21 protein-coding genes are annotated in these 23422 nt (G+C 59.6%); 7 read left to right on the top strand and 14 right to left on the bottom strand.

What is annotated here, in order from left to right:
- Positions 1 to 48 precede the first annotated feature (48 nt).
- The 5 genes from K5D32_RS01245 to leuS all read right to left on the bottom strand — a co-directional run bounded on the left by K5D32_RS01245 (position 49) and on the right by leuS (position 6143).
- Entirely contained in the window at positions 49 to 1377 is a 1329-nt protein-coding gene (locus K5D32_RS01245; protein ID WP_221576632.1) for a lytic murein transglycosylase, read from the bottom strand.
- Between the two features lie 84 nt (positions 1378 to 1461).
- Positions 1462 to 1617, bottom strand: a complete 156-nt coding sequence (arfA, locus tag K5D32_RS01240) for an alternative ribosome rescue factor ArfA (RefSeq protein WP_198728013.1) — start codon at positions 1615 to 1617, stop codon at positions 1462 to 1464.
- Positions 1618 to 1763: 146 nt separating this feature from the next.
- The gene (gene holA / locus K5D32_RS01235) at positions 1764 to 2801 is read right to left on the bottom strand and encodes a DNA polymerase III subunit delta (protein WP_025261961.1); all 1038 of its coding nucleotides are present in this window, start codon (positions 2799 to 2801) and stop codon (positions 1764 to 1766) included.
- Between the two features lie 41 nt (positions 2802 to 2842).
- Positions 2843 to 3448 carry an LPS assembly lipoprotein LptE gene (lptE, locus tag K5D32_RS01230; RefSeq protein WP_025261960.1) on the bottom strand — a complete coding sequence of 202 codons (606 nt, stop codon included), beginning with the start codon at positions 3446 to 3448 and terminating at the stop codon, positions 2843 to 2845.
- 88 nt (positions 3449 to 3536) lie between these two features.
- Complete coding sequence (leuS, locus tag K5D32_RS01225; RefSeq protein ID WP_221599046.1) at positions 3537 to 6143, bottom strand: leucine--tRNA ligase; 2607 nt, start codon at positions 6141 to 6143, stop codon at positions 3537 to 3539.
- 315 nt (positions 6144 to 6458) lie between these two features.
- Here leuS and K5D32_RS01220 point away from each other — a divergent pair, with 315 nt between their 5' ends.
- Together K5D32_RS01220 and K5D32_RS01215 are read left to right on the top strand one after the other, a co-directional pair.
- Positions 6459 to 6830, top strand: a complete 372-nt coding sequence (locus K5D32_RS01220) for a hypothetical protein (protein WP_221593395.1) — start codon at positions 6459 to 6461, stop codon at positions 6828 to 6830.
- An 84-nt stretch (positions 6831 to 6914) separates the two neighbouring features.
- Complete coding sequence (locus K5D32_RS01215) at positions 6915 to 7673, top strand: YdcF family protein (RefSeq protein WP_221576629.1); 759 nt, start codon at positions 6915 to 6917, stop codon at positions 7671 to 7673.
- Positions 7674 to 7774: 101 nt separating this feature from the next.
- On the opposite strand, the gene lnt is transcribed toward K5D32_RS01215, so the two are convergent.
- The 5 genes from lnt to miaB form a co-directional block, all read right to left on the bottom strand.
- On the bottom strand, positions 7775 to 9295 hold the full coding sequence (gene lnt / locus K5D32_RS01210) for an apolipoprotein N-acyltransferase (RefSeq protein ID WP_221599045.1): 1521 nt from the start codon (positions 9293 to 9295) through the stop codon (positions 7775 to 7777).
- Positions 9296 to 9312: 17 nt separating this feature from the next.
- On the bottom strand, positions 9313 to 10155 hold the full coding sequence (locus K5D32_RS01205; RefSeq protein ID WP_025261955.1) for an HlyC/CorC family transporter: 843 nt from the start codon (positions 10153 to 10155) through the stop codon (positions 9313 to 9315).
- Positions 10156 to 10160: 5 nt separating this feature from the next.
- Positions 10161 to 10661 carry an rRNA maturation RNase YbeY gene (gene ybeY / locus K5D32_RS01200; RefSeq protein ID WP_221593398.1) on the bottom strand — a complete coding sequence of 167 codons (501 nt, stop codon included), beginning with the start codon at positions 10659 to 10661 and terminating at the stop codon, positions 10161 to 10163.
- The gene (locus tag K5D32_RS01195) at positions 10654 to 11676 is read right to left on the bottom strand and encodes a PhoH family protein (RefSeq protein ID WP_025261953.1); all 1023 of its coding nucleotides are present in this window, start codon (positions 11674 to 11676) and stop codon (positions 10654 to 10656) included. The genes ybeY and K5D32_RS01195 overlap by 8 nt, the downstream gene beginning before the upstream one ends.
- 144 nt (positions 11677 to 11820) lie before the next feature.
- Entirely contained in the window at positions 11821 to 13149 is a 1329-nt protein-coding gene (gene miaB, locus K5D32_RS01190) for a tRNA (N6-isopentenyl adenosine(37)-C2)-methylthiotransferase MiaB (RefSeq protein ID WP_025261952.1), read from the bottom strand.
- A gap of 131 nt (positions 13150 to 13280) precedes the next feature.
- Between miaB and K5D32_RS01185 the strand changes: the two genes are divergently transcribed.
- Complete coding sequence (locus K5D32_RS01185) at positions 13281 to 13607, top strand: DUF1820 family protein (RefSeq protein WP_025261951.1); 327 nt, start codon at positions 13281 to 13283, stop codon at positions 13605 to 13607.
- Positions 13608 to 13651: 44 nt separating this feature from the next.
- On the opposite strand, the gene K5D32_RS01180 is transcribed toward K5D32_RS01185, so the two are convergent.
- Together K5D32_RS01180 and hemL are read right to left on the bottom strand one after the other, a co-directional pair.
- A complete protein-coding gene (locus K5D32_RS01180; protein ID WP_025261950.1) occupies positions 13652 to 14200 on the bottom strand; it encodes a tetratricopeptide repeat protein in 549 nt (182 codons plus the stop codon).
- Positions 14201 to 14389: 189 nt separating this feature from the next.
- Positions 14390 to 15673: a glutamate-1-semialdehyde 2,1-aminomutase gene (gene hemL / locus K5D32_RS01175; protein ID WP_200994504.1), complete on the bottom strand. Its 1284-nt coding sequence runs from the start codon at positions 15671 to 15673 to the stop codon at positions 14390 to 14392.
- A gap of 192 nt (positions 15674 to 15865) precedes the next feature.
- Here hemL and K5D32_RS01170 point away from each other — a divergent pair, with 192 nt between their 5' ends.
- Positions 15866 to 17311, top strand: a complete 1446-nt coding sequence (locus K5D32_RS01170) for a DNA-3-methyladenine glycosylase 2 family protein (protein ID WP_221599044.1) — start codon at positions 15866 to 15868, stop codon at positions 17309 to 17311.
- Positions 17308 to 17829, top strand: a complete 522-nt coding sequence (locus tag K5D32_RS01165) for a methylated-DNA--[protein]-cysteine S-methyltransferase (protein ID WP_221576623.1) — start codon at positions 17308 to 17310, stop codon at positions 17827 to 17829. The genes K5D32_RS01170 and K5D32_RS01165 overlap by 4 nt, the downstream gene beginning before the upstream one ends.
- 29 nt (positions 17830 to 17858) lie before the next feature.
- On the opposite strand, the gene thiE is transcribed toward K5D32_RS01165, so the two are convergent.
- Positions 17859 to 18494, bottom strand: coding sequence for a thiamine phosphate synthase (gene thiE, locus K5D32_RS01160; RefSeq protein WP_221576622.1), 636 nt, complete (start codon positions 18492 to 18494; stop codon positions 17859 to 17861).
- Positions 18495 to 18517: 23 nt separating this feature from the next.
- Positions 18518 to 19315, bottom strand: a complete 798-nt coding sequence (locus K5D32_RS01155) for a hydroxymethylpyrimidine/phosphomethylpyrimidine kinase (RefSeq protein ID WP_221599043.1) — start codon at positions 19313 to 19315, stop codon at positions 18518 to 18520.
- 365 nt (positions 19316 to 19680) lie between these two features.
- Here K5D32_RS01155 and K5D32_RS01150 point away from each other — a divergent pair, with 365 nt between their 5' ends.
- Together K5D32_RS01150 and K5D32_RS01145 are read left to right on the top strand one after the other, a co-directional pair.
- Positions 19681 to 21669, top strand: coding sequence for a 7TM diverse intracellular signaling domain-containing protein (locus K5D32_RS01150; protein WP_221599042.1), 1989 nt, complete (start codon positions 19681 to 19683; stop codon positions 21667 to 21669).
- Between the two features lie 95 nt (positions 21670 to 21764).
- The gene (locus tag K5D32_RS01145; RefSeq protein WP_221599041.1) at positions 21765 to 23414 is read left to right on the top strand and encodes an acyl-CoA dehydrogenase family protein; all 1650 of its coding nucleotides are present in this window, start codon (positions 21765 to 21767) and stop codon (positions 23412 to 23414) included.
- Positions 23415 to 23422 lie beyond the last annotated feature (8 nt).

Here is a 23422-nt window from a genome sequence, read left to right as displayed (position 1 = left end):
AAAACGGGCCGGATAGTGATATCCGGCCCGTTTTTTTATTGCGGTCTGTCAGGGTTTGCGCAGGTTGTTCAGCAGCTCATGAGTCGGATAGCCATCGGCTGGCCAGCCAAAGGACTGCTGGGCACTGCGAATTGCCTTGCGGGTATTGGCGCCGATAATGCCGTCTGGCGCGCCTGCATCGTATTTACGGGCCGACAGCAGGGTCTGTAGCTCGATCCGCTCTGAGCGGCTCAGAGGCAGGTCTGTACGAGGCCAGTTGCCTACGATGTAACCGGCCCCTTTGAAACGGTCGGACAGCAGGCTGATGGCCAGGGCATAGGACGACGAGTTGTTGTAGCGCAGGATGGCGCGGAAGTTGTCCAGCACCAGGAAGGCCGGGCCGCGATAGCCCGCAGGCAGAAGCAGGGCCGCTTGCTGCTGGCTGGAGGCCAGAGGCAGTGCCGAGCCGTCGGGAAGCTTCAGGCCAAGCTTTTGCCACTCAGTCAGGCTCTTGCGGGTCGACGCGTCAGCGAGGGCGTAGTCGAAGTCCGAGCTCAATACCACTTCGAAGCCCCACGGCTGGCCACGCTGCCATCCCGAGCTTTGCAGGTAATGAGCGGTGGACGCCAGGGCGTCGGCCGGGGTGTTCCAGATATCCCGGCGGCCATCGCCGTTGAAGTCCACCGCATGGGTGTTGTAGGTGGTCGGTATGAACTGGGTCTGCCCCATGGCGCCAGCCCATGAGCCAAGCATTTTCTCAGGAGTGATATCGCCTTGCTGGAGGATTTCCAGCGCCGCCAGCAACTGGCTCTGGGCGAAGTCCGGGCGACGGCCCTCATAGGCCAGTGTGGCCAGGGAGCGGATTACCGACTGCGACCCCTGGAACTGCCCGAAGTTACTCTCCATGCCCCACACCGCGACCAGTGCCTGACGGTCGACGCCATAGCGTTGCTCGATGTTCTGCAGGTCGGTGCTGTACTGGGAAAGCAGGGCCTGGCCCTTGCGTACCCGCGCGGCAGAAATCGCGCCGTCCAGGTATTCCCACACCGGGCGGCTGAACTCCGGCTGGCTGCGGTCGGCCTTCACCACGCTCATGTCCGGCGTCACGCCGCTGAATGCACGGTCGAAGACGTCTGCGCGAATACCGGCCTTCAGTGCCTGATTGCGAAAGCCTGCCTGCCATTCCGCAAAACTGATGGCGGGCTGGATGGTGAGGTTTTCATCCACGACCAGAGCCGGTGTCGGCACCGCTACGGGCGTAACAGGCAGGGTCTTGCTGGCTTGAAGAGGGGTGGCATCGGCAGCAGTGGGTTTTTCTGCGCAAGCTACCAGAGCAATAAGGCTGGAGGCGGCGATGAGTTGGCGCAACTGCCAGGGATGGGTAAAACAAGAAGGCATGCTTGGGTCCAAAGGGATTACCGATAGATGCAGACCTTAACACGGCTTGGCGGTTGAAATCGCCTGGAGGCTTGTTGCTCTTTATCACGCAGCCAGAAAGCAAGAAGCCTCCCAGCTTTTAGACTGGAAGGCTTCGCGGCGGTAGCTGCCTTTGCCCTTAGCTGGTCGTTCCTGACGACTGCGGAACAATGGCTGGGCAATGATGGACTTGGCCTTGTTCGGCCGCTTCGGTTTGCTCATGGCGGGGTACTCTCGGCTGGGTGTTGAACGATGCGCATCATCGGACAGAGCGGGGCGTCTGTCTAATAGTTGTGTGCTATGGAAAACCTTGTTCGCGAATGAATTCCTACGGATTTTGTAGGAGCGAATTTATTCGCGAAAAACGATCATTCAGCAGGCAGAGGCAGTTTCTGACCGGCCATCAGCAAAGCCAACCGACTCAGGCTGCTCCAGGGTGAGCCGGCGGCCTGGCCTTTGATCTGGGCGTCGATGCGTTGGGCGTCCATCAGCAGTTGAGCCCAGCGCTTGGCAGAGTAGCGTTGCAAGGCTTTGCTCATCAGGGGTTTGCGCTTGTCCCAGATCGGCGGCCTTGCCGAGCTGAAGACTTTATCCAGCGGGATGCCCTGGCTGTACTGCAATGACATGTTGGCCAGTACCCGAAGCTCCCGGGTCAGCGCCCAGAGAATCACTGGCGTTTCGACGCCTTCACCGCGCAGTCCTTCCAGAATGCGCAGGGCATGGGCGGCTTCGCCATTGAGTACCGCGTCGGTCAGGCCGAAAACATCGAAGCGTGCACTGTCAGCCACGGCCGCCTGCACGGTGTCGACAGTAATCTGGCCTTCCTCGGCCATCAGCTTGAGCTTTTCGACTTCCTGGGCGGCAGCCAGCAGGTTGCCTTCGACACGGGCTGCAATCAGCTCGACGGCATCCTGAGTGGCAGACAGCCCGGCCTGGGAAAGACGCTGGCGAATCCATTGCGGTAGCTGGCCGATATCCACCGGCCAGATCTGCAGGAACTGGGTCTGCGGGCCTTCGATCAGCGCCTTGCCCCATTTGGTCTTCTGGGCGCTGCCGTCCAGCTTGGGCAGGCTGATCAGCAGCAGCGTGTCTTCGGCAGGGTTGGCGCAGTACTCCATCAGTGCGGCAGCGCCTTTGTCGCCGGGTTTCCCCGACGGCAGGCGCAGCTCCAGCAGGCGGCGTTCAGCGAACAGCGACATGCTGGCGCCTGCCTGCAGCAGCGTGCCCCAGTCAAAGCTGGCATCGGCGCTGAATACCTGGCGTTCGTCGAAACCTTGCTGGCGGGCGGCCGTGCGGATGGCGTCGGCAGCTTCCTGGCAGAGCAGCGGATCGTCGCCGCTGATGACATACACAGGCGCGAGTGCGCCTTGCAGATGCTTGCTGAGTTGGGCGGGGGCGAGTTTCATGGTTCAGATGATACCGGGGCCAGCAAGCTGGCCCCGGACACTTACCTGGCTGGTATTTCGAGAGGCGACTGCTGAGGCGTCTCGTCGCGTACCCGCTGGGCCGCTTCCAGGGCGTCCGCTTCAGCCTTGGCAACATCGTTGGCTTTCTTCTGCAGTTGCTCCAGACGCTCCGGAGTCAACTGTTGCAGGCGAGCCATCATCTTCTGGACCAGCTCGCTACGCATTTCGTTGCGCACTTGCTGTGCTTCGTTATCCGAAGCGGTCAGGTTGTTGCCGTCATGGTTGTAGATTTTCTCTACGCTGACTTTATCGCCCAGCAGGACGAGGTCTTTCTCGCCACGCATTTCGTAGTTGAGCGTAACGGTCAACTGGTACTCGGCCGAGCGACCGGAGCCCGAATAGCTGGCAGTGCGCTGGGTTTCGGATTCGTTGGTCAGGATCAGCTTGTAGGGCGCGCCGGTGTAGATCTTGACGCCCGAGTTGGTCAGTGTGCGATTGAGCTGGGTGACTGTTTCGCCGTACTGATTGCGTGCGCTGAGATCCAGTTCCTTGATCGCCAGCTCGTTGGTGCCGGTGCCACGCAGCTGGAAGCCACAGGCACTCAACAACACCGCCAGGCCCATCACCAGCAAATTGCGTTTGATCATCTTGATGCTCCCCTTGAATCCGTTTGGGCCGACCTTGCAGCCCTGGAAATATGTCTGGCGCCCGACCCTTGCCAGGCGCCCGATCCAATCAGCTTGCGACGATATTGACCAGCTTGCCCGGCACGACGATCACTTTGCGGATCGTCAGGCCATCGATGAAGCGCAGCACGTTTTCGTTGACCCGTGCAGCGGCTTCGACTTCTTCGCGGCTGGCGCTGGCCGGCATTTCGATCTGGCCACGCAGCTTGCCGTTGACCTGAATCACCAGTTGCAGGCTGTCCTGTACCAGTGCGCTTTCGTCCAGAACCGGCCAGCCGGCATCTATAACCGCGTTGTCATGCCCCAGCTGTTTCCACAGCTCGTGGCTGATGTGCGGCGTGATCGGTGCCAGCAGCAGGGCGACGGTTTCCAGACCTTCCTGAAGCAGTGCGCGATCCTGGGCAGTAGCCTGAGGGACCTTTTCCAGCACGTTCATCAAGGTCATCACCTGGGCGACGGCCGTGTTGAATTTCTGGTTCTGACCAATATCCTGGCTCGCCTGCTTGATCGCCTGATGAATGGAACGGCGGATGGCCTTCTGGTCATCGCTCAGGGTCGCCAGATCAAGGCTGCCCGGCAGGCCCTGGCCTACGTGGGCCTGAGCCAGACGCCATACGCGGCGCAGGAAGCGGTGCGAACCTTCGACGCCGGAGTCGGACCATTCCAGGCTCATGTCAGGCGGCGAGGCGAACATCATGAACAGACGGCAGGTGTCGGCGCCGTACTGATCGATCATGGTTTGCGGGTCGATGCCGTTTTTCTTCGACTTCGACATCTTTTCGGTGCCGCCGATTTCCACTGGCAGGCCGTCGCTGGTCAGGACTGCACTGATGACCTTGGCCTTGGCGTCGCGCTCCAGGGTTACATCGGCAGGGTTGATCCAGGTCTTCTTGCCGCTGGCTTCCATGCGGAAGTAGGTTTCGGCGTTGACCATGCCCTGAGTCAGCAGGTTCTTGAACGGCTCGTTGGACGTTACCAGACCTTCATCGCGCATCAGTTTGTGGAAGAAGCGCGCATAGAGCAGGTGCAGGATCGCGTGTTCGATACCGCCGATGTACTGATCCACCGGCAGCCAGTGGTTGGCAGCGTTCGGCTCGACCAGACCACCTTCGTAATGCGGGGACGCATAACGTGCGTAGTACCAGGACGACTCCACGAAGGTGTCCATGGTGTCGGTTTCACGCTTGGCCGGTGCGCCACATTTCGGGCAGCTGCACTCGTAGAACTCAGGCATGCGAGCCAGTGGCGAGCCTGCACCGTCGGGTACGACGTCTTCCGGCAGTACGACCGGCAGTTGATCTTCCGGAACCGGTACGTCGCCGCACGTGGCGCAGTGGACGATCGGGATCGGGCAGCCCCAGTAGCGCTGGCGGCTGATGCCCCAGTCGCGCAGGCGGAACTGGGTGCGGGACTGGCCCAGGTTTTTCTTGAGAAGGGCAGCTTCGATGGCATCGAACGCGCCCTGGAAATCCAGGCCGTCGAATTCGCCGGAATTGATCAGCACGCCATGCTCGCCGTAGGCTTCCTGCCATGGCGCCGGGGTTTCGTCGCCCGCGCTGGTACGCACAACGGCCTTGATCGGCAGGTTGTACTTGGTGGCGAACTCGTAATCGCGCTCGTCGTGAGCCGGTACGGCCATGACCGCGCCGTCGCCGTAGTGCATCAGCACGTAGTTGGCGACCCACACCGGCAGCTTTTCACCGGTCAGTGGATGCTCGACGAGCAGCGAGGTCGGCAGGCCTTTCTTTTCCTGGGTGGCAACGTCGGCTTCGGCAACGCTGCCGCCCTTGCACTCATCGATGAACGCTTGCAGCTCGGCATTGCCTTGAGCTGCCTGGGTCGCCAGCGGATGCTCGGCGGCCACGGCCACGTAGGTGGCGCCCATCAGGGTGTCGGGGCGTGTGGTGAAGACTTTCAGCGCGCCGGCTTCGCCAATGGAAGCTTCGTTGTAAGGGAACTGGACTTCCATGCCACGGGACTTGCCGATCCAGTTGCGCTGCATGGTCTTGACCTGCTCAGGCCAGCCCGGCAACTCGTCGAGGCTTTGCAGCAGCTCATCGGCGTAGGCGGTGATCTTGAAGTAGTACATCGGGATTTCGCGCTTCTCGATCAGCGCGCCCGAACGCCAGCCACGGCCGTCGATGACCTGCTCGTTGGCCAGTACGGTCTGGTCGATCGGGTCCCAGTTGACTGTGCCGTTCTTGCGGTAGATCACACCTTTCTCGAACAGGCGAGTGAACAGCCATTGTTCCCAGCGGTAGTAGTCTGGCTTGCAGGTGGTCACTTCACGGGACCAGTCGATGGCCAGGCCCAGGCTCTTGAGCTGGGCCTTCATGTAAGCGATGTTTTCGTAAGTCCACTTGGCCGGCGCGACATTGTTGTCGATTGCGGCGTTTTCCGCAGGCATGCCGAAAGCATCCCAGCCCAGGGGCTGCAGGACGTTCTTGCCCTGCATGCGCTGGTAGCGAGAGATCACGTCGCCAATGGTGTAGTTGCGCACATGACCCATGTGCAGCTTGCCGCTCGGATAAGGGAACATCGACAGGCAGTAGAAGGTTTCCTTGCCTGGCTGCTCACTGACTTCAAAAGACTTTTGCTCTTCCCAAAAGGCTTGGGCGGCGGCTTCGATTTCGCGGGGCTGATAGAGTTCGTGCATGGCTACTTTTTACTAAAGATTGGTGACCCTTGACCTCTTCATTGCTTCGCCGAGTCAGCTTGGCACCCTTTGCCGGACAATCGTGACTGTCTTTGCGGTGCGTACAGGCTCTTGGAGAGCGGAAGTGGAATTACAGGAAGCGCCGTAGCATACATGAGCGCTGTCTACCGAGGGAAACGCTGATTGTTGCACCGCCCCTCCAAAGACCGTTCAGAGGGCTCTATCTGGCCGTTGGTCGCAGTATCTCGCCTGTTTTTACAGCAGCGCTAAGCTCAATGACGAGAGTATGTTTTTACTCTTCAAAGAGGTGAGCGGATGACAGAGTTGCAGCACACAGTAAGCACTCCTGAGCTGTATGAACGTTTGATCCATCGTCTGGGGCTTGCTCTGGAAACGGCAGATACTGCGGTTCGACTCCGTAACGAGTCGCCCGTCGAGCTTGAACTTGCAGGTTTGAGCAGTGCCGAACTCGAATTTATCGAGGCTTATCTTGAGAAAGATACGATGGGTGTGAGCGGGGCTGTTAAGGGTAAGTCTGAGGGCAGTTTCATTGTTTCGCCGGAGCAGACACACTCGATAATGCCGCCCAAAGAGTCCGCCAGAATCATCTGGCTCAAGGACAAGAGGCGGGCCAGGGCATCGGGTGGGTTGAGCCGTTACACGTCAAATACCACGTTCAAGCTCTAACCGTAGCGGGCTGCGTGTCCGCCTTATAAGCATTGCTGCTTAGTTTCAAAAAACTTAGGCTTCGGGTATCTCTGGAGATGCTCGATGCCTATACGTTATCTGCTTAAAGCCCTTCTTCTGCCTCCGGGCATTTTCTTTGTATTGCTGATCAGCGCCTGGTGGCTGCGTCGCACCCGTCCGCGTATCGCGGCTGTGTGTTTCACGCTGGGCCTGGGCGGCTTCTGGCTGATGACCCTGCCTGTGGTGGTGGAGTGGGCTGCGCGGGGGCTTGAAAGCGAGCAGCCCTTGTCGCGCCAGCAGTGGTCGACGCTTGCGCAGCAGGCCGATGCCATTGTGGTTCTTGGGGCAGGGCGCGAGCGCAATGATCCGGCCTGGGGCACGGATACCCCGACGGGGCCCGGACTTGAGCGGTTGCGCTTTGCTGCACAACTGTCGAAGGCTTCAGGGCTGCCGATCCTGACAACCGGTGGCCTGCATTTTGGCGAGCCGCCAAGCGAGGCAGCGATCATGGCTCAATCGCTGCAGGATGACTTCGGTGTCACGGTGCGCTGGCAGGAAGGGCTCAGCCGCACCACCTGGGAGAATGCGACCATGACAGCTCAGGTTTTGCAGCCCTTGGGAATCAAGCGGGTTGTGGTGGTCACTCAGGCCTGGCACATGCCTCGCTCACGCTGGAGCTTCGAGGAAGCGGGTTTCACCGTAGTCGCCGCCCCCGTCGGATTCCTGGGAAGCACCAACGACCAGCCATTGGGTGGCTGGATGCCCGAAGCCAAGGCCTTCATGCAGAACATGTGGCTGATCAATGAAGCGTTGGGGCAATTGTTTTATAGGGCAATGTATTGAGCTGCAAGCCGCAAGCTTTAAGCTTCAAGTCAAAAGCTTGCAGCTTGCAGCTTGCAGCTTGCAGCTTGCAGCTTGCAGCTTGCAGCTTGCAGCTCCCTTCCCTATACCGTCTTTGCAATTCGCGCCGCCAGCAATGCCCAGCCAAACAACAGTCCGCACAGAATAATCAGCGGCCATGAGCGCCAGTGCAGGTAAGGTGTCAGTTCCTGCATCGGGACCACTTCGCCATACAGCACGCCGCGTTCGAATTGCGGTATCTGTGCGGTGATCTTGCCGAACGGGTCGATCAGGCCGGTGACGCCGTTGTTGGTGGCGCGGATCATCCAGCGACCGGCCTCCAGGGCGCGCATCTGGGCCATCTGCAGGTGTTGCAGCGGGCCAATGGAGGTGCCGAACCAGGTGTCGTTGCTGATGGTCAGCAGCACGTCGCTTTGTGCCGCAAGGCTGGCCGCGAATTCCGGGTAGACCACTTCATAGCAAATGAACGGCGCAACCTGATAACCCTTGGCCTGTAGCATGCTCTGGTCGCTCGGGCCGCGGGCGAAGTCTGACATCGGCAGGTCGAAGAAGGCGATCAGCCCGCGAAGAATGTCCTGCAATGGCACGTATTCGCCAAACGGAACAAGCTTCTGCTTCAAATAGGTGCCATCACCTTCCCCAGTGACCGTGATGCCGTTGTAGTAACGGGACTCGCCGCGCTCGGTCACTTCGCGCACCGGTACGCCGGTAATGAGCGCCGAGCCTCGTTGGGCGGCGAACTTGCCCATCATCGTCAGATAACCTTCCGCCGACTCTTTGAGCACCGGCACAGCTGTTTCCGGCCAGACGATCAGGTCGGCCTGCTGCGAGTTGAATGTCATGTCGCGATAAAGCGCCAGTTGCGCATTCAACTGCTTGGGGTCCCACTTCATGCTTTGTTCGATGTTGCCCTGTATCGCCGCGACTTTCAGAGGTGCGCCTGCCGGTGAAGTCCAGGCGTGGTTTTTGAGGGCGATACCGATAATCCAGGGTGCCAGCAGCAGCGCGACGCCTGCTGCCAGGAAGGACTTGCGTGCCCGCAAGCGGTGCAGATTGCTCAGCAGGGCAACGGTCAGCGCCAGTACGAAGGAGATAAGCCAGATACCACCGACAGGTGCCAGGCCGGCCAGCGGACCATGGAGCTGGCTGTAACCCGAATACAGCCACGGGAAGCCGGTCAGGAACCAGCCGCGGAAGGCTTCCTGAGCGGTCCACAAGGCCGCGAAGGCCAGGGCGTCGGCCAGCGGCGCTTCATTGCGGCGAATCCAGCGTGCCCAGACCCAGGCGGGCAGGGCAAAGAACAGGGCGATCAGGCTGATGAACAGCAGCATCAACAACCCGGCCAGCAGTGGCGATGCACCGCCGTAGGTGTTGATGCTGACGTAGATCCAGCTGGTGCCTGCGCCGAACAGGCCGAAGCCGTAGCACCAGCCCCGGACGAATGCCTGGCGTGGACTAGGCTCGCGCAGGCCCAGGTAGAAAATCGCCACCGCCACCAGGGCCAGAGGCCAGATGTCGAAGGGCGCCAGGGCCAGGGTCGTGAGTCCGCCAGCCGCCACGGCCAGCAGATTACCGGGCCAGCCGGGACGGGTTATCCAGCGCATGTCTATTCCTTGAAACGTTACGGGCGAGAGATAGGGCTCAGGCGTAGTAAGTGAATGCGACGGCTGTCAGCGCTCAGGACACGGAAACGATAGGCACCGATTTCGGTGATTTCGTTGCGCTTGGGCAAATGACCGAAGGCATTCATCACCAGCCCGCCGACCGTATCGAATTCGTCATCGGAGAATTCGCTGTCGAAGAACTCGTTGAAGCTCTCGATGGGAGTCAGGGCCTTGACCAGGAAGTCGCCGCTGGGCAGCGGTTTGATGTAGCTGTCCTCTTCGACGTCATGCTCGTCCTCGATGTCGCCGACGATCTGTTCCAGCACGTCTTCGATGGTCACAAGACCCGCCACGCCGCCGTATTCGTCAATGACGATGGCCATGTGGTTGTGGTTGGCGCGGAACTCGCGCAGCAGCACGTTGAGGCGCTTGGACTCGGGGACGAATGTCGCCGGGCGCAGCAGGCTCTTGATGTCGTCGCTGTCGCCGTCGGCCTTGAGGATCAGCGGCAGCAGATCCTTGGCCAGCAGCACGCCGAGCACGTCGTCGTGGCTTTCGCCGATCACCGGGTAGCGCGAATGCGCGGCATCGATGACCGCTGGCAGGAATTCGCGGGGTGTCTGGGTCGCCTTGATGCTGATCATCTGCGAGCGCGGCACCATGATGTCGCGTACTTGCAGGTCAGCCACCTGAATGGCCCCTTCGACAATGGCCAGCGCTTCGCTGTCCAGCAGTTTGTTCTGTTGGGCTTCGCGCAGCAGCTCAAGCAGCTCCTGGCGGTTTTTCGGCTCGTGGACAAAAGCCTGGGTCAGTTTACCCAGCCATGACTTTTGTCCGTTGCTCGATCGGTCTTCGCTCATAGCCCTTACTCGTGATCCTTGCTTGTCGTTTCTGAAGGTTGATGTTCGGCGCTTTCGTCGTCTGCATAAGGATCCGGATAGCCCAGTTCCTCAAGCAACGTTCGTTCCAGTGATTCCATTTCTTCGGCCTCTTCATCGTCGATATGGTCGTAACCAAGCAGATGAAGGCAGCCGTGAATGACCATGTGCGCCCAATGCGCATCAACGGCCTTGCCTTGTTCCTGTGCTTCGCGATTGACCACCGGCACGCAGATGACCAGATCGCCAAGCAGCGGAATGTCCAGCATGTCGTCGGGCACGTCCGCAGGAAAGGAAAGCACGTTGGTGGCGTAATCTTTGTGCCGCCATGTGTGATTAAGTTCGCGCCCTTCGGGTTCGTCGACCAGACGGATGGTCAGTTCCGAATCGGCGCTGCGCTGGCGCAGGCCCATTTCGCACCAGAGGCGGAACTGGGCTTCGCTGGGGGCTTTTGTTTCGCTTGCCAGTTGCAGATCCAGCTCAAGCATCGCGGCGGCTGTCCCGTGAAGAATTGACGCTGCTGCTCTGCGTGTCGCTGAAACGGTCATCGAAGCGCTCATAGGCTTCGACGATGCGCTGCACCAGCGGATGGCGAACCACGTCCTTGGGTTTGAAATGGGTAAAACTGATGCCCGGCACATCCTTCAGGACATCGATGACATGAGTCAGGCCCGACTTCGTGCCCTTGGGCAGGTCGACCTGGGTAATGTCACCCGTGATGACGGCGGTAGAGCCGAAGCCGATACGGGTCAGGAACATTTTCATCTGCTCGACGGTGGTGTTCTGACTCTCGTCGAGAATGATGAAGCTGTTATTAAGGGTGCGTCCGCGCATGTAGGCCAGCGGTGCAACTTCAATGACCTGCTTCTCGATCAGCTTGGCGACATATTCGAAGCCCAGCATTTCGTAGAGGGCGTCGTAGAGCGGGCGCAGATAGGGGTCGATCTTCTGTGCCAGATCGCCGGGCAGGAAGCCGAGCTTTTCACCTGCTTCCACGGCCGGACGCACCAGCAGGATGCGGCGGATCTGCTCGCGCTCCAGGGCATCCACCGCACAGGCGACGGCCAGATAGGTCTTGCCGGTACCCGCAGGGCCGATGCCGAAGTTGATGTCGTTACCGAGGATTTCCTTGACGTAACGCTGCTGATTCAAGCCGCGTGGGCGAATCATGCCTTTCTTGGTGCGCAGGGCCACGCCCACTTCGGCGGCCGGATGGTTGTCCAGCCCGTCGACACCGGATTCCTGCAGGAACAGGTGAACCATGTCTGGCGTCAGGTCCGTACCTTTGGTTTCACGGTACAGGCGGCGCAGAAGGTTTTCAGCCGAGGTGGTTTGCCGGGACTCGCCAATGAGCTCGAATTGATTGCCGCGATTGCGGATCTCGATGTCCAGGCGTTGTTCGATCAAGCGCAGATGCTCGTCGAGTTGCCCGCACAAGTTGGCGAAACGATGGGCCTCGAAAGGTTCGAGGATGAAGCGATGAGGTTCTGTGGGAGCGTTCAAGGTCGTTTTTAGCCGCCCGACGGCAGTTGAGTTGAATTGAAGAATACCCCTAGAGAACCTTGGGCGAAAGGTCTGACGTCGTTTGCAAATGAATTCGCTCCCACAAGGCCGACCGTAGGAGCGAATTCATTCGCGAATAAACCATTACTGCAACAAAGAACCCCGCAACGAATGCGGCTGTGCATCGTCAATGTGTACATCGGCGAATTGCCCGATCAGCTTGGGGTTGTCGCAGCGGAAGTTGACGATCCGGTTGTTTTCGGTGCGCCCTTGCAGCTCGCCGGGGTCCTTTTTCGAGTAGTCGGTCACCAGAATGCGCTGGGTGCTGCCGACCATTTGTCGGCTGATCTCGAAACCCTGCTGGTTGAGACGATGTTGCAGGGCCGCCAGGCGTTCCTTTTTGAGGGCTTCCGGGGTGTCGTCTTTCAGATCGGCGGCTGGCGTACCAGGGCGCGGGCTGTAGATGAACGAGAACGAAAAGTCGAAACCCACGTCCTGGATCAGCTTCATGGTGTTCTCGAAGTCTTTCTCGGTTTCGCCCGGAAAGCCGACGATGAAGTCCGAACTGATGCTGATACCCGGCACGGCAGCCTTGAGCTTGCGCAGCTTGGACTTGTATTCCAGCGTGGTGTGGTTGCGCTTCATGGCCGCCAGAACGCGGTCGGAGCCCGATTGCACCGGCAAGTGCAGGTGTTTGACCAGTTCCGGTACCTCGGCGTGAGCCTGGATCAGACTGTCGGAAAACTCCAGAGGATGCGACGTGGTGTAGCGGATGCGGTCGATACCGTCGACTGCCGCAACCACGCGGATCAGGTCGGCCAGATCGGCCACGCGACCATCATGGGTCGTGCCGCGATAGCCGTTGACGTTCTGGCCCAGCAGCGTGATTTCACGCACGCCGTTTTCGGCCAGATGAATGACTTCCGCCAGGACGTCATCGAACGGACGGCTGACCTCTTCACCACGGGTATAAGGCACGACGCAGAACGTGCAGTACTTGCTGCAGCCTTCCATCACCGACACGTAGGCGCTCGGGCCATCGATGCGCGGCTCGGGCAGGTGGTCGAATTTCTCGATTTCCGGGAACGACACGTCCACCTGAGGCAGGCGGGTAATACGGGCGGTGTCGATCATTTCCGGCAGACGGTGCAAGGTCTGCGGGCCGAAGACCACGTCCACGTAAGGGGCGCGATCACGAATCGCAGCGCCTTCCTGACTGGCGACGCAGCCGCCGACAGCGATGACCATCTCGGGATTGGCCAGCTTCAGTTCACGCCAGCGACCCAGCTGGGAATAAACCCGATCCTGGGCGCGCTCGCGAATCGAGCAGGTATTGAGCAGGATCACGTCGGCATCTTCCGCACGAGCGGTGACTTCCAGGGCCTGATGTTCGCCCAGCAGATCGACCATGCGCGAGCTGTCGTACTCGTTCATCTGGCAACCGTGGGTTTCGATATAAAGCTTCTTGGCCATGCGTGATCATCAGCGGATTCAAAGAACCGCGCATTATAGGGACGATGCTCACGGGTTCCTAGCGTTGGCTGTCCGATGGGCATGCTATAGTTCGTGCCCTTTTTTCAATCCCCGATCGTTATCCGGCTTTTATGACCAAACGCGAAGCTCCAATCTACAAGGTTATTTTCCTCAACCAGGGCCAGGTGTTCGAGATGTACGCCAAGCAGATCTATCAGAGCGATCTGTGGGGGTTTCTGGAAGTGGAAGAGTTCGTCTTCGGCGAGCGCACGACTGTCGTGGTTGATCCCAGCGAAGAAAAGCTCAAGGCACAGTTCGAGGGGGTGGTGCGAAGTTTCGTGCCGATGCATTCCATTGTGCGTATCGACGAGGTCGAGCGCATGGGTACGCCAAAGATCAGCGAGGCGCGTGGAGGTGGCAATGTAATGCCGTTTCCGATGCCGATGCCTGAAAAGTAGAAAGCAGTAGAAAAGTAAGGAAAGCCTGCCCTGAAGCGATTCGATCAGGGCAGTGGCGAGAACGGGCTGCGCCCTTCGGCGGTTTGCAGTTCCATCAGGTATTTGCGGAAGATCTGGCCCAGCACCTGGGTTGCGACTTCCAGTTCGTCGCGCTTCATCTTGGCCGACACTTCGTCCGCCGCATCCAGCGCTTCTTCCGAGCCATTGACCGCCGCCATCTTCAGCACGATATACGCCTGAATGTTATTGGCCTGCACGCCTTCGCCGCGGGCGAACATCAAGCCCAGCTGATACTGCGCCTGCGCATGACCCAGCAACGACGCCTGCTCGAAATAATTCAGCGCCTGTGGCAGGTCGCGAGGGGTGTTCTGGCCTTCGTAATAGAACTCGCCCAGCTCGTATTGCGCTTGTGCATCCCCCGATTGTGCAGCTTGCTGGCATGCCGAAAGCGCAGCCGGAAGATTCTCGGGCTGAGTATTGAGGGTACAACGACCCACCGCTGGGATTAACAACGAGTTGCTCCCTGCATTGGTCAGCAGGGGATAGACAAGCAACAGGCAGCCCAATGCAAGGGTGCGGCCGGTGCGGTTCATGGGAGTCGACTTACCTCTGAAAAAGGTGCGGGCTTGCCCGTCCAGCGAAACGTGCTGGCTGGCCATTATGAAATAAGCAGGGCCAACCTTACAAAGTCTTTACGGTTTTTCTGCTGCACGGGCCCCGTTTTTATGGTTCAAACCCGTGGAAGCGAATTCATTAACGAATGAATTCGCTCCTACATTAGCTTATTTCAGCGCAGCGAACGCTTTTTCGGCAGCATCGAGAGTCAGTTTCAACTCGGTTTCGCCATGGGCGATGGAGGTGAAGCCAGCCTCGAATGCGCTTGGCGCCAGGTACACGCCGCCTTCGAGCATCAGGTGGAAGAAACGTTTGAAGCGGTCTGCATCGCTGGTCATGACGTCCTGGAAGGTCACGATTTCCTTGGCATCACTGAAATACAGGCCAAACATGCCACCCGCCTGAGTGGTCACGAACGGGATACCCGCAGCGTCAGCACGCTGTTGCAGGCCTTCGAGCAGGCGGCGAGTGTAGTCGCTCAGCTCATCGTGGAAGCCTTCGCGGCTGATCAGGCGCAGGGTGGTGAGGCCGGCGGCCATGGCCAGCGGGTTGCCCGACAGCGTACCGGCCTGATAGACCGGCCCCAGCGGTGCGATATGCGACATGATTTCGCGTTTGCCGCCAAAGCAGCCCACCGGCATGCCGCCGCCAATGATCTTGCCGAAGGTGCTCAGGTCCGGTGTCACGCCGTAGTAAGCCTGGGCGCCGCCGAGTGCCACGCGAAAACCGGTCATCACTTCGTCGAAGATCAGCACCACGCCATGTTCGTCGCACAGGGCGCGCAGGCCTTGCAGGTAGCCCGGTGCAGGCGGAACGCAGTTCATGTTGCCCGCGACCGGCTCGACGATGATGCACGCCACTTCCTGACCGACATCGGCCAGCAACTGGCGCACGGCCTCCAGGTCGTTGAACGGTACGGTCAGGGTGTGTTTGGCGAACGCTGCCGGAACGCCGGGCGAGCTGGGCACGCCCAGGGTCAGTGCGCCGGAACCGGCCTTGACCAGCAGGCTGTCGGAGTGACCGTGGTAGCAGCCTTCGAACTTGATGATGCTGTCGCGGCCGGTGTAGCCACGGGCCAGGCGAATCGCGCTCATGGTCGCTTCGGTGCCGGAACTGACCATGCGCACCATTTCCATGGAAGGCACCAGCGAGCAGACCAGATCGGCCATCTCGGTTTCCATGGCGGTCGGTGCGCCATAGGACAGACCGTGTTCCAGCTGGCTGCGCACGGCGTCGAGTACTTGCGGGTGGCTGTGGCCCAGAATCATCGGGCCCCAGGAACCGACGTAATCGACATAACGCTTGTCGTCTTCGTCAGTCACGTAAGCGCCGGCAGCATGTTTGAAGAACAGGGGCGTGCCGCCAACGCTCTTGAATGCGCGGACCGGCGAGTTGACACCGCCTGGGATGTGTTTCTGGGCGTTGGCGAAGAGTGTTTCGGAACGGGACATGATCGGGTCTCTGCTTTTGAACCGGGAAGTCGTTTCTACGCTGAGTGCGCAGCTCTGTGCATGGCTGCTTCGGTGACGTCACGAGGCCAGAAGGCGTAGGGAGCCGCACTATAGCAAATGCCACATGGCTGCCGGATGCACATGTCCGAATTCAGCCAGACTTTTTCCCGGCGCAGGAGTAGGGTCAGCCTCATGAAAACTCTTGATCCAGATGTGTGCTATGCGGCCTTTATCGCCCGGGACCGCCGTTTTGACGGCTGGTTTTTCATGGGCGTATCGACGACCGGAATTTACTGTCGGCCCATGTGTCCGGTACGTAAGCCACTGCCTCGCAATTGCAGTTTCTATGCAACGGCAGCCGCTGCCGAGCAGGCGGGCTTTCGTCCGTGCCTGCGCTGCCGCCCGGAACTGGCACCCGGCCATGGCTTGCTGGATGTCTCCAGCCGTCTGGCCCAGGCTGCCGCACGCTTGATAGACGAAGGCTTTTTAAGCGGCAGAAGCCTCGATGCCCTGGCTGATCGGGTTGGCGTGACCTCGCGGCATCTGCGGCGGATCTTCGAGGCCGAGTTTGGTGTGTCGATGATCGATTATTCCCAGACCCAGCGGCTGCTGATCGCCAAGCGTCTGCTGACCGATACAGGCATGTCCATGGCTGAAGTGGCGCTGGCTTCCGGGTTCGGCAGTGTCAGACGTTTCAACGATGTGTTTCAGGCGCGTTATGGTCTCAACCCGCTGCGCTTGAGGAAGACGACGAACCGGGGCGGTGAGGCCAGCATGCGTTTCGAGTTGTCGTACCGGCCGCCTTTTTCATGGGACGGTGTGCTGGAGTTTCTGGCGCATCGTTGTATTGCCGGGGTTGAACATGTGAGTGAAGACGCTTACACCCGTGTGATCACAGTCGAGCACACCGGGCGTCGTCTGGCCGGCTGGTTGACCGTGAGCCATGCGCCGTTGCGCCATGCCTTGGTGGTGACGGTATCGGCTTCACTTCAGCCGGTTATCGCTCAGGTCTTGGGACGCGTGCGGCGCGTGTTCGACACGGGTTGTCGGCCCGATCTGGTGGATGCGCATCTGGGGCCATTGGTGGCCGAATTGCCGGGCATGCGTGTGCCCGGTGCGTTTGATGGTTTCGAGATCGCGGTTCGGGCGGTGGTGGGCCAACAGATATCGGTGTCTCAGGCCCGGTTGATTCTGGGGCGTATCGCCGAGCGTTTCGGTACGGCGGTGGAAGAGGCACCTTTCGGGTTGCGTCATGCGTTCCCGATGGCTGAAGCCATTGCCTGCCTGAGCCCGGAGGAGCTTATTTCCACGGGTATCATCCGGATTCGTGCCGAGGCCATTATTGCCGTGGCGCAGGAAGTGGCGGCAGGGCGCATCATTCTTGAGCCCTTGGTGCCACTGGATGAAACCCTGTCTGCCTTGCGGCATATTCGCGGCATTGGTGAATGGACCGTGCAATATATCGCCATGCGAGCCTTGGGCTGGCCCAATGCGTTTCCGGAAGGTGATGCGGTACTTAAAAAACATCTAGGCTGTGCAACGGTCGCCCAGCTCAATGAATACGCCAGCCAGTGGGCACCCTGGCGTGCTTACGCTACGGTGCATGTCTGGCGTCAACGTGAGGAGGCCAAAAAATGATTCATGGCTATCTGCTTTCCAGCCCGCTGGGCGATGTTGCCTTGCGAGCCGAGGACGATGCGCTGACCGGCGTGTACTTCGTCGGCCAGAAATACTTTCCGCAACTGGTATTGCTGCCCAACGATCATGCCGTCCCCAAGGTAATTCGCCAGGCTCAGGAGCAACTGACCGAGTTCTTCAGCGGCCAGCGTCGGGTCTTCGAGGTGCCGCTGCGTTTTCGGGGCACTTCCTTTCAGGAGCAGGTCTGGCGCGAACTGGCGCGGATTCCCTATGGCGAAGTGCTGTCCTACGGTGCCATGGCCCGGAAAATGGGCCTCAGCCCCGGGCATTCCCGTGCAGTGGGTACCGCCAACGGCAAGAACCCGATTTCGATCATTGTGCCTTGCCATCGGGTCATTGGTTCAGGCGGAGATTTGACAGGCTATGCCGGCGGCGTTGATCGCAAGCGTGCGTTACTGGCGCTGGAGAATGCCAACGGGATGCCTGATTTTGAGCTGAAGGTTATTGGCGTCGTGTAGCGGCCTTCGCAGGCTGTGTGGGAGCGAATTCATTCGCGAAAAGATTCACGAAAAAGATCATTGAACGCCTTCGCCCGCCGCGTCACTTCCTGCGGATTCTCTGCGCCGAACAGCCCGTTCACCACCGCCAGCAGATCCGCCCCGTGGGCCACCAGTTGCGGGGCGTTTTCCAGGGTAATCCCGCCAATCACGGCAATCGGCAGATGCACTTTGGCGCGCACCTGATTCAGCAGATCGAAAGGTACGGCAGGCGCATCGGGTTTGGTCTGTGAGTTGAAGAACCGTCCGAATGCCACATAAGTAGCACCGTCTGCCTTGGCCTTTTCAGCCAGCTCAAGCTTGCCGTGGCACGTGGCCCCGACAATCGCTTTATGACCCAGCAGTGCCCTGGCATCCGGCAGCGAGCCATCGGTTTGCCCCAGGTGAACACCTACGCCCAGGCGGGCTGCCAGTTCGGCGTCGTCGTTGATGATCAATCGGGTCTTGTACTGCTCGCACAACTTGAGCAGTTCGCTGGCTTCGCGCAGGCGACGGGATTCGTCGCTGGTCTTGTCCCGGTATTGCAGCAGGGTCACGCCGCCGTCGAGGGCGGCCTGGACGTAGGTCAGGAATTTACCGGCCAGCAATGTGCTGTCGGTAATGGCATACAAGCCACGTAGTTTCATCGAATGAGCCTCATGGCAGGGCGTTACGAACCAAAATCCAGCGGCAGGCGGCGAGGCACGAATTGCCCTTTACCCAACTGCTCAGCGTCCCGCAACGTTCGCCAGGTGTAATCCAGTGCCGTTTGCACCGCGCTGATCAGGCCTTCTCCCTGAGCCAGTCGTCCGGCCAGGGCGCTGGCCAGCGTGCAGCCCGAACCGTGATAGCTGCCGGGCAGGCGCTGACAGATAAAGGTGTGGGTCTGACCGCAGCGGGTGTACAGTCGGTTGTGCACTTCCTGCTCATCGCCATGCCCGCCGGTGATCAGCAGGTTTTCACAGAATGGCAGCAGTTTTTGTGCGCATTCGTCGGCCGTGCCGTCAGGCAGTTCGGCCAGGATGCGGGCTTCAGGCAGGTTGGGAGTGGCAATCGTCGACAGTGGAAGCAGGCGCTCACGCATTGCGTAGCCGACCTCATCCTTGCCCAGCTGGCCACCACCGCCCGCGCGCAGAACCGGGTCACAGACCACAGGCAAGTCGGGATGCTCGATCAGCAATTGGGCAACGGTGTCGACCATTTCCAGCGAACCCAGCATGCCCAGCTTGACTGCTGCTACGCTCGAATCATTGAAGACCGCATTGGCCTGGGCCAGGACCCATTCGCGGTCGAGAACGCGAAAGTCGCTGACATTGACGGTGTCCTGAACAGTCAGGGCAGTCACGGCCGCAGCAGCATGGCAGCCTTGGGCGAGCAGGGCTTCGATATCGGCCTGCAAGCCAGCACCACCGCTGGGATCGTGGCCGCTGAGGCAGAGGACTACGGGACGGGAGCTATAGATATTCATGGTGCGCGAGCTTATCACTAAACCTTTCCCGGGCTGTCGGTCGTTCCGGTTTTTTCTGGGCAAAGGTGAAAACCTGATGATGCCCTCAAGACAGAAATATTTGAGTTTGCTCTGCAAGTGCCGAGATAGAGCCGTTGCTTTTATTTTGAAGCGATAGTGACTATAGGCCATTAACCGCTATGCTTGGTTATTCCTGAAGCCTTTTTGTCTCTGGCGATTTCTATCGCCAGAGTCGGGTGATCAGCGTAAGCAAGGTCCACACACTGACGTGTCTGTTTTGAACTATTGCCTGTTTCAAGGAAAGAAATTTGCGGGGCGTCGTCATCAACGGATGAAATGACAGCGACGTTCTACCTTGGGGCTTTATGCGCTATTTGCTGATCATGCTGGTTGCCTGGTTTCCCTTGCTGGCTCATGCCGTCGAGTTTGATGAAAACATTCGCAGCTTGCCGTTGGGGCGCGAGATTCAGGTTTTTGAAGACGTGAGTGGCAAGGCGAGTATCGACAGGGTCATCTCCGAGGCGGGAGCCTTTCGTGCGCTCGACAGTGAAACACTCAACGCGGGTTATTCGCGCTCGGCGTTCTGGCTGAAGGTCGATCTGTTCTACAAACCCAATCCCCGCGCACCGCATTCCGACTGGCTGCTGGAACTGGCCTATCCACCGATGGACCATGTGGATGTCTATCTGTCGGACGGCAACGGGCGCTATCAACTGGCCTGGAAGACCGGCGACATGCTGCCGTTTTCAAGCCGCGATGTTAAGCAGGGCAACTTCGTGTTCGGGGTGGACCTGCCGCCGGGCAAGCAGACGACTGTCTATATGCGTGTCGCCAGCCAGGGGCCGATCCAGGCACCGCTCAATCTGTGGGCCAGCCACGCCTATATGGAAGAACAGCCCGCCAAGGTCTACATCCTGGGTCTGATCTATGGCGTGTTGACGGGCATGCTGGTCTACAACCTGTTCATCTTCATCAGCGTGCGCGACCCCGGTTATCTGTACTACATCCTGTATATCGCCTCGTTCGGTCTGTATCAGCTATCGATCAGTGGCGTCGCCATCGAATACCTCTGGCCGAACAGCCCTGTGTGGGCCAACACCGCCACGCCTCTACTGATGGCAATTTCGGTGCTGTTCGTCAGCCAGTTTTCACGCAGCTTTCTGCAGACCAGAACCCTGGCGCGCTGGCTGGATGTCCTGTTGATCGCAGTGATGGCCAGCGCCGTGGTGGTAATGCTGCTGGCCTTGTTTGCCAATTACGGCCTGGCATTGCGCAGTGTGACGATGCTGGTGCTGGCGTGTTCTCTGGCGATGCTGACAACTGGTATCACGGCGGTGCTCAAGGGCATCCGAATCGCTCGCTACTTCTTGGCCGCCTGGGTGGTATTTGCGATGGGGGGACTGGTCAACGCCGTGATGCTGTTCGGTTATATCCCCAATACCTTCCTTAGCCTGTACGCCGGCCAGATCAGTTCAGTGCTGGAAATGGCTCTGCTGTCGCTGGCGCTGGCTGATCGGGTCAATCACATCCGCGAGCAACAGGCCCAGACCCTGGCGGAAGCCGGCAAGGACATGGAACGCCTGAACCGCCAGCTGGCCACCAGCAACCGGCTCAAGGACGAGTTTCTGGCCACGCTGACCCATGAGCTTCGAACCCCGATGAATGGGGTCATCGGTTCACTGGAGCTGATGCAGACCGTGCCGATGGACGGCGAGCTGGAGATGTATCAGCAAACGGCCTCTGCCTCCGCTCAGGACATGATGAGCATGATCAACGGCATCCTGACCCTGACTGAGCTTCAGGCCGGTGTGCTGTATGCCGAAAGCGATGCCTTCGATACGTGCGGCCTGTTTGAACAGTTGCGCGACCGTTTTCGCAGCGCAGCCCAGGCCAAGGGGCTGGAGTTGAGGTTCGAGCTGGACGAGCAGATGCCGGAAAGCGTGCGCGGCGATGTTCACAAGCTGTACCAGTGCCTTGAGTGCCTGCTGGACAATGCGATCAAGTTCACCAAGCGAGGCGCGGTCAAGGTACGAGCCATGTCTCAGCAGCATGACAACGATGTCCTGTTACTTCGGGTCGAGGTGATGGATACCGGTATAGGTTTCAGCCAACTGGATGAAGCAACGTTGTATCAGCGTTTCTTTCAGGTCGATGGTTCCATGACCCGCGAGTATGGCGGGCTGGGAATCGGCCTGGCAATCTGTCGGCAACTGGTCGAGTTGCAGGGCGGTAGCCTCAGCCATCGCTCCGAGCCGGGCAGGGGAAGTTGTTTCACCCTGAGCCTGCCTTTGTTGATGGCCATACCGGGTGCCGTGCGCAGGGCTCCGGCCGCCAAGGCTCAATGGGGAATCTGAGGGGCGGAAAAAAGCCCGATCATTGGTCATGAACGGCACTGTTGAAAGCTCTTGTTGCGTGGTTCACTGCTGCAAACGCAGACAGGAGGCCACTCATGAACCTGCATCAGTTCGCCGAGACCCATCAGGTGACCAACCAGCCGCCGTCACTGGACGGCGTCAACCTCTACCGCATCGACCTGCCACTGCAAACCTGGGTAAAACGTTTTGGCGCGGGTTGGGCCGAGCCCCGAATCGATGCTTATGGTGCCCTGGCGGGCGGACCTCTCATGGAGGCCGGTTTCCTCGCCAATCAGAACAAGCCGACCTTCGCCAGTCATGACCGATACGGCAATCGCATCGATCTGGTCGAATTTCACCCGGCTTATCACCAGTTGATGAGCACCGCCATCGACCATGGCATTCCCTCTTTGCCATGGACCGATCCGCAACCCGGTGCCCATGTGGCGCGTGCTGCGATGAGTTATCTGCACACCCAGGCCGACCCCGGCAGCGGTTGCCCGCTGACCATGACCTTTGCCAGCGTACCGGCTCTCAAACTGCAACCTGAGTTGGCGCAGATATGGCTGCCGAAAATTCTTTCCAGCCAGTACGACCCGCGCAATATCGGCATTGCCCATAAAACCGGTGCAACCATCGGCATGGCCATGACCGAGAAACAGGGCGGCACCGATGTGCGCGCCAATACCACGCGGGCTTACCCGGTGGGCGCTGGCGGGCCGGGACAGGCGTATGAACTGGTCGGCCATAAATGGTTCTGCTCCGCGCCCATGTGCGATGCGTTCCTGACCCTGGCGCAGACTGACAAGGGCCTGAGCTGTTTCCTGCTGCCACGCCATCGGCCGGATGACACCCGCAACGAGTTCTATATCCAGCGTCTGAAAGACAAACTGGGCAACTGCTCCAACGCCTCCAGCGAAATCGAACTGCGCGGCGCACTGGCCTGGATGGTTGGTGAAGAGGGCCGTGGTGTGCCGACCATTATTGAAATGGTCGCCATGACCCGTTTCGACTGCATGATCGGTTCCAGCGCCCTGATGCGTCAGGCCCTGACCCAGGCCACTCATCACTGTGCCCATCGCAAGATCAGCGGGCGACTGCTCAGCGAGCAGCCGTTGATGCAGAACGTGCTGGCCGACCTGGCACTGGAAAGCGAAGCCGCACTGGCGCTGACCCTGCGCATGGGGCGTGCGCTGGACCACCTGAATGACGATCATGAAGCGCGCTTTGTGCGTCTGGTCACGGCAGTGGGCAAGTACTGGATCTGCAAACGTGCGCCAGCCATGATCAACGAGGCCGCCGAATGCATGGGCGGTGCCGGTTATGTCGAAGACAGCATTCTGCCGCGCCTGTATCGCGAAGCGCCGGTCAACTCGATCTGGGAAGGCTCCGGCAATGTGCAGTGTCTGGACGTGTTGCGGGCGCTGTCCAAAGAGCCCGGCGTGCTGGATGCCTTGTTCGCTGAACTGTGCGACGGGCATGGTGACCGGCACCTGAAGGCGCATATCGAAAAACTGAAAGCTGCATTCACGGACACCCGCGATATCCAGTACCGCGCCCGACAGCTGACCGAAGACATCGCGGTGGGCTTGCAGGCCAGACTGCTGCTCGAAGCGGGCAATGCGGCTGTCAGCGATGGATTCATTGCCGGTCGATTGCTGTCCTCCGGGCGGGTTTATGGCGCTTTGCCGGTAGGCGTCGATGCAGAAACTTTGCTGGCTCGCGCTTCGCCGCAGGTGGCATAAGCACGCGA

This window comes from Pseudomonas cichorii (genome assembly GCF_019719005.1).
Taxonomy (GTDB): Bacteria; Pseudomonadota; Gammaproteobacteria; order Pseudomonadales; family Pseudomonadaceae; genus Aquipseudomonas; species Aquipseudomonas cichorii_E.
Note: the sequence above shows the minus strand (reverse complement) of the source record. Positions and strands in the feature narration are given on the sequence as shown.

Excerpts from the sequence above, each read along its gene's own strand:
- K5D32_RS01245 (WP_221576632.1), bottom strand. The coding sequence starts at position 1,377 with ATGCCTTCTTGTTTTACCCATCCCTGGCAGTTGCGCCAACTCATCGCC.
- arfA (WP_198728013.1), bottom strand. The coding sequence starts at position 1,617 with ATGAGCAAACCGAAGCGGCCGAACAAGGCCAAGTCCATCATTGCCCAG.
- holA (WP_025261961.1), bottom strand. The coding sequence starts at position 2,801 with ATGAAACTCGCCCCCGCCCAACTCAGCAAGCATCTGCAAGGCGCACTC.
- lptE (WP_025261960.1), bottom strand. The coding sequence starts at position 3,448 with ATGATCAAACGCAATTTGCTGGTGATGGGCCTGGCGGTGTTGTTGAGT.
- leuS (WP_221599046.1), bottom strand. The coding sequence starts at position 6,143 with ATGCACGAACTCTATCAGCCCCGCGAAATCGAAGCCGCCGCCCAAGCC.
- K5D32_RS01220 (WP_221593395.1), top strand. The coding sequence starts at position 6,459 with ATGACAGAGTTGCAGCACACAGTAAGCACTCCTGAGCTGTATGAACGT.
- K5D32_RS01215 (WP_221576629.1), top strand. The coding sequence starts at position 6,915 with ATGCCTATACGTTATCTGCTTAAAGCCCTTCTTCTGCCTCCGGGCATT.
- lnt (WP_221599045.1), bottom strand. The coding sequence starts at position 9,295 with ATGCGCTGGATAACCCGTCCCGGCTGGCCCGGTAATCTGCTGGCCGTG.
- K5D32_RS01205 (WP_025261955.1), bottom strand. The coding sequence starts at position 10,155 with ATGAGCGAAGACCGATCGAGCAACGGACAAAAGTCATGGCTGGGTAAA.
- ybeY (WP_221593398.1), bottom strand. The coding sequence starts at position 10,661 with ATGCTTGAGCTGGATCTGCAACTGGCAAGCGAAACAAAAGCCCCCAGC.
- miaB (WP_025261952.1), bottom strand. The coding sequence starts at position 13,149 with ATGGCCAAGAAGCTTTATATCGAAACCCACGGTTGCCAGATGAACGAG.
- K5D32_RS01185 (WP_025261951.1), top strand. The coding sequence starts at position 13,281 with ATGACCAAACGCGAAGCTCCAATCTACAAGGTTATTTTCCTCAACCAG.
- K5D32_RS01180 (WP_025261950.1), bottom strand. The coding sequence starts at position 14,200 with ATGAACCGCACCGGCCGCACCCTTGCATTGGGCTGCCTGTTGCTTGTC.
- hemL (WP_200994504.1), bottom strand. The coding sequence starts at position 15,673 with ATGTCCCGTTCCGAAACACTCTTCGCCAACGCCCAGAAACACATCCCA.
- K5D32_RS01170 (WP_221599044.1), top strand. The coding sequence starts at position 15,866 with ATGAAAACTCTTGATCCAGATGTGTGCTATGCGGCCTTTATCGCCCGG.
- K5D32_RS01165 (WP_221576623.1), top strand. The coding sequence starts at position 17,308 with ATGATTCATGGCTATCTGCTTTCCAGCCCGCTGGGCGATGTTGCCTTG.
- thiE (WP_221576622.1), bottom strand. The coding sequence starts at position 18,494 with ATGAAACTACGTGGCTTGTATGCCATTACCGACAGCACATTGCTGGCC.
- K5D32_RS01155 (WP_221599043.1), bottom strand. The coding sequence starts at position 19,315 with ATGAATATCTATAGCTCCCGTCCCGTAGTCCTCTGCCTCAGCGGCCAC.
- K5D32_RS01150 (WP_221599042.1), top strand. The coding sequence starts at position 19,681 with ATGCGCTATTTGCTGATCATGCTGGTTGCCTGGTTTCCCTTGCTGGCT.
- K5D32_RS01145 (WP_221599041.1), top strand. The coding sequence starts at position 21,765 with ATGAACCTGCATCAGTTCGCCGAGACCCATCAGGTGACCAACCAGCCG.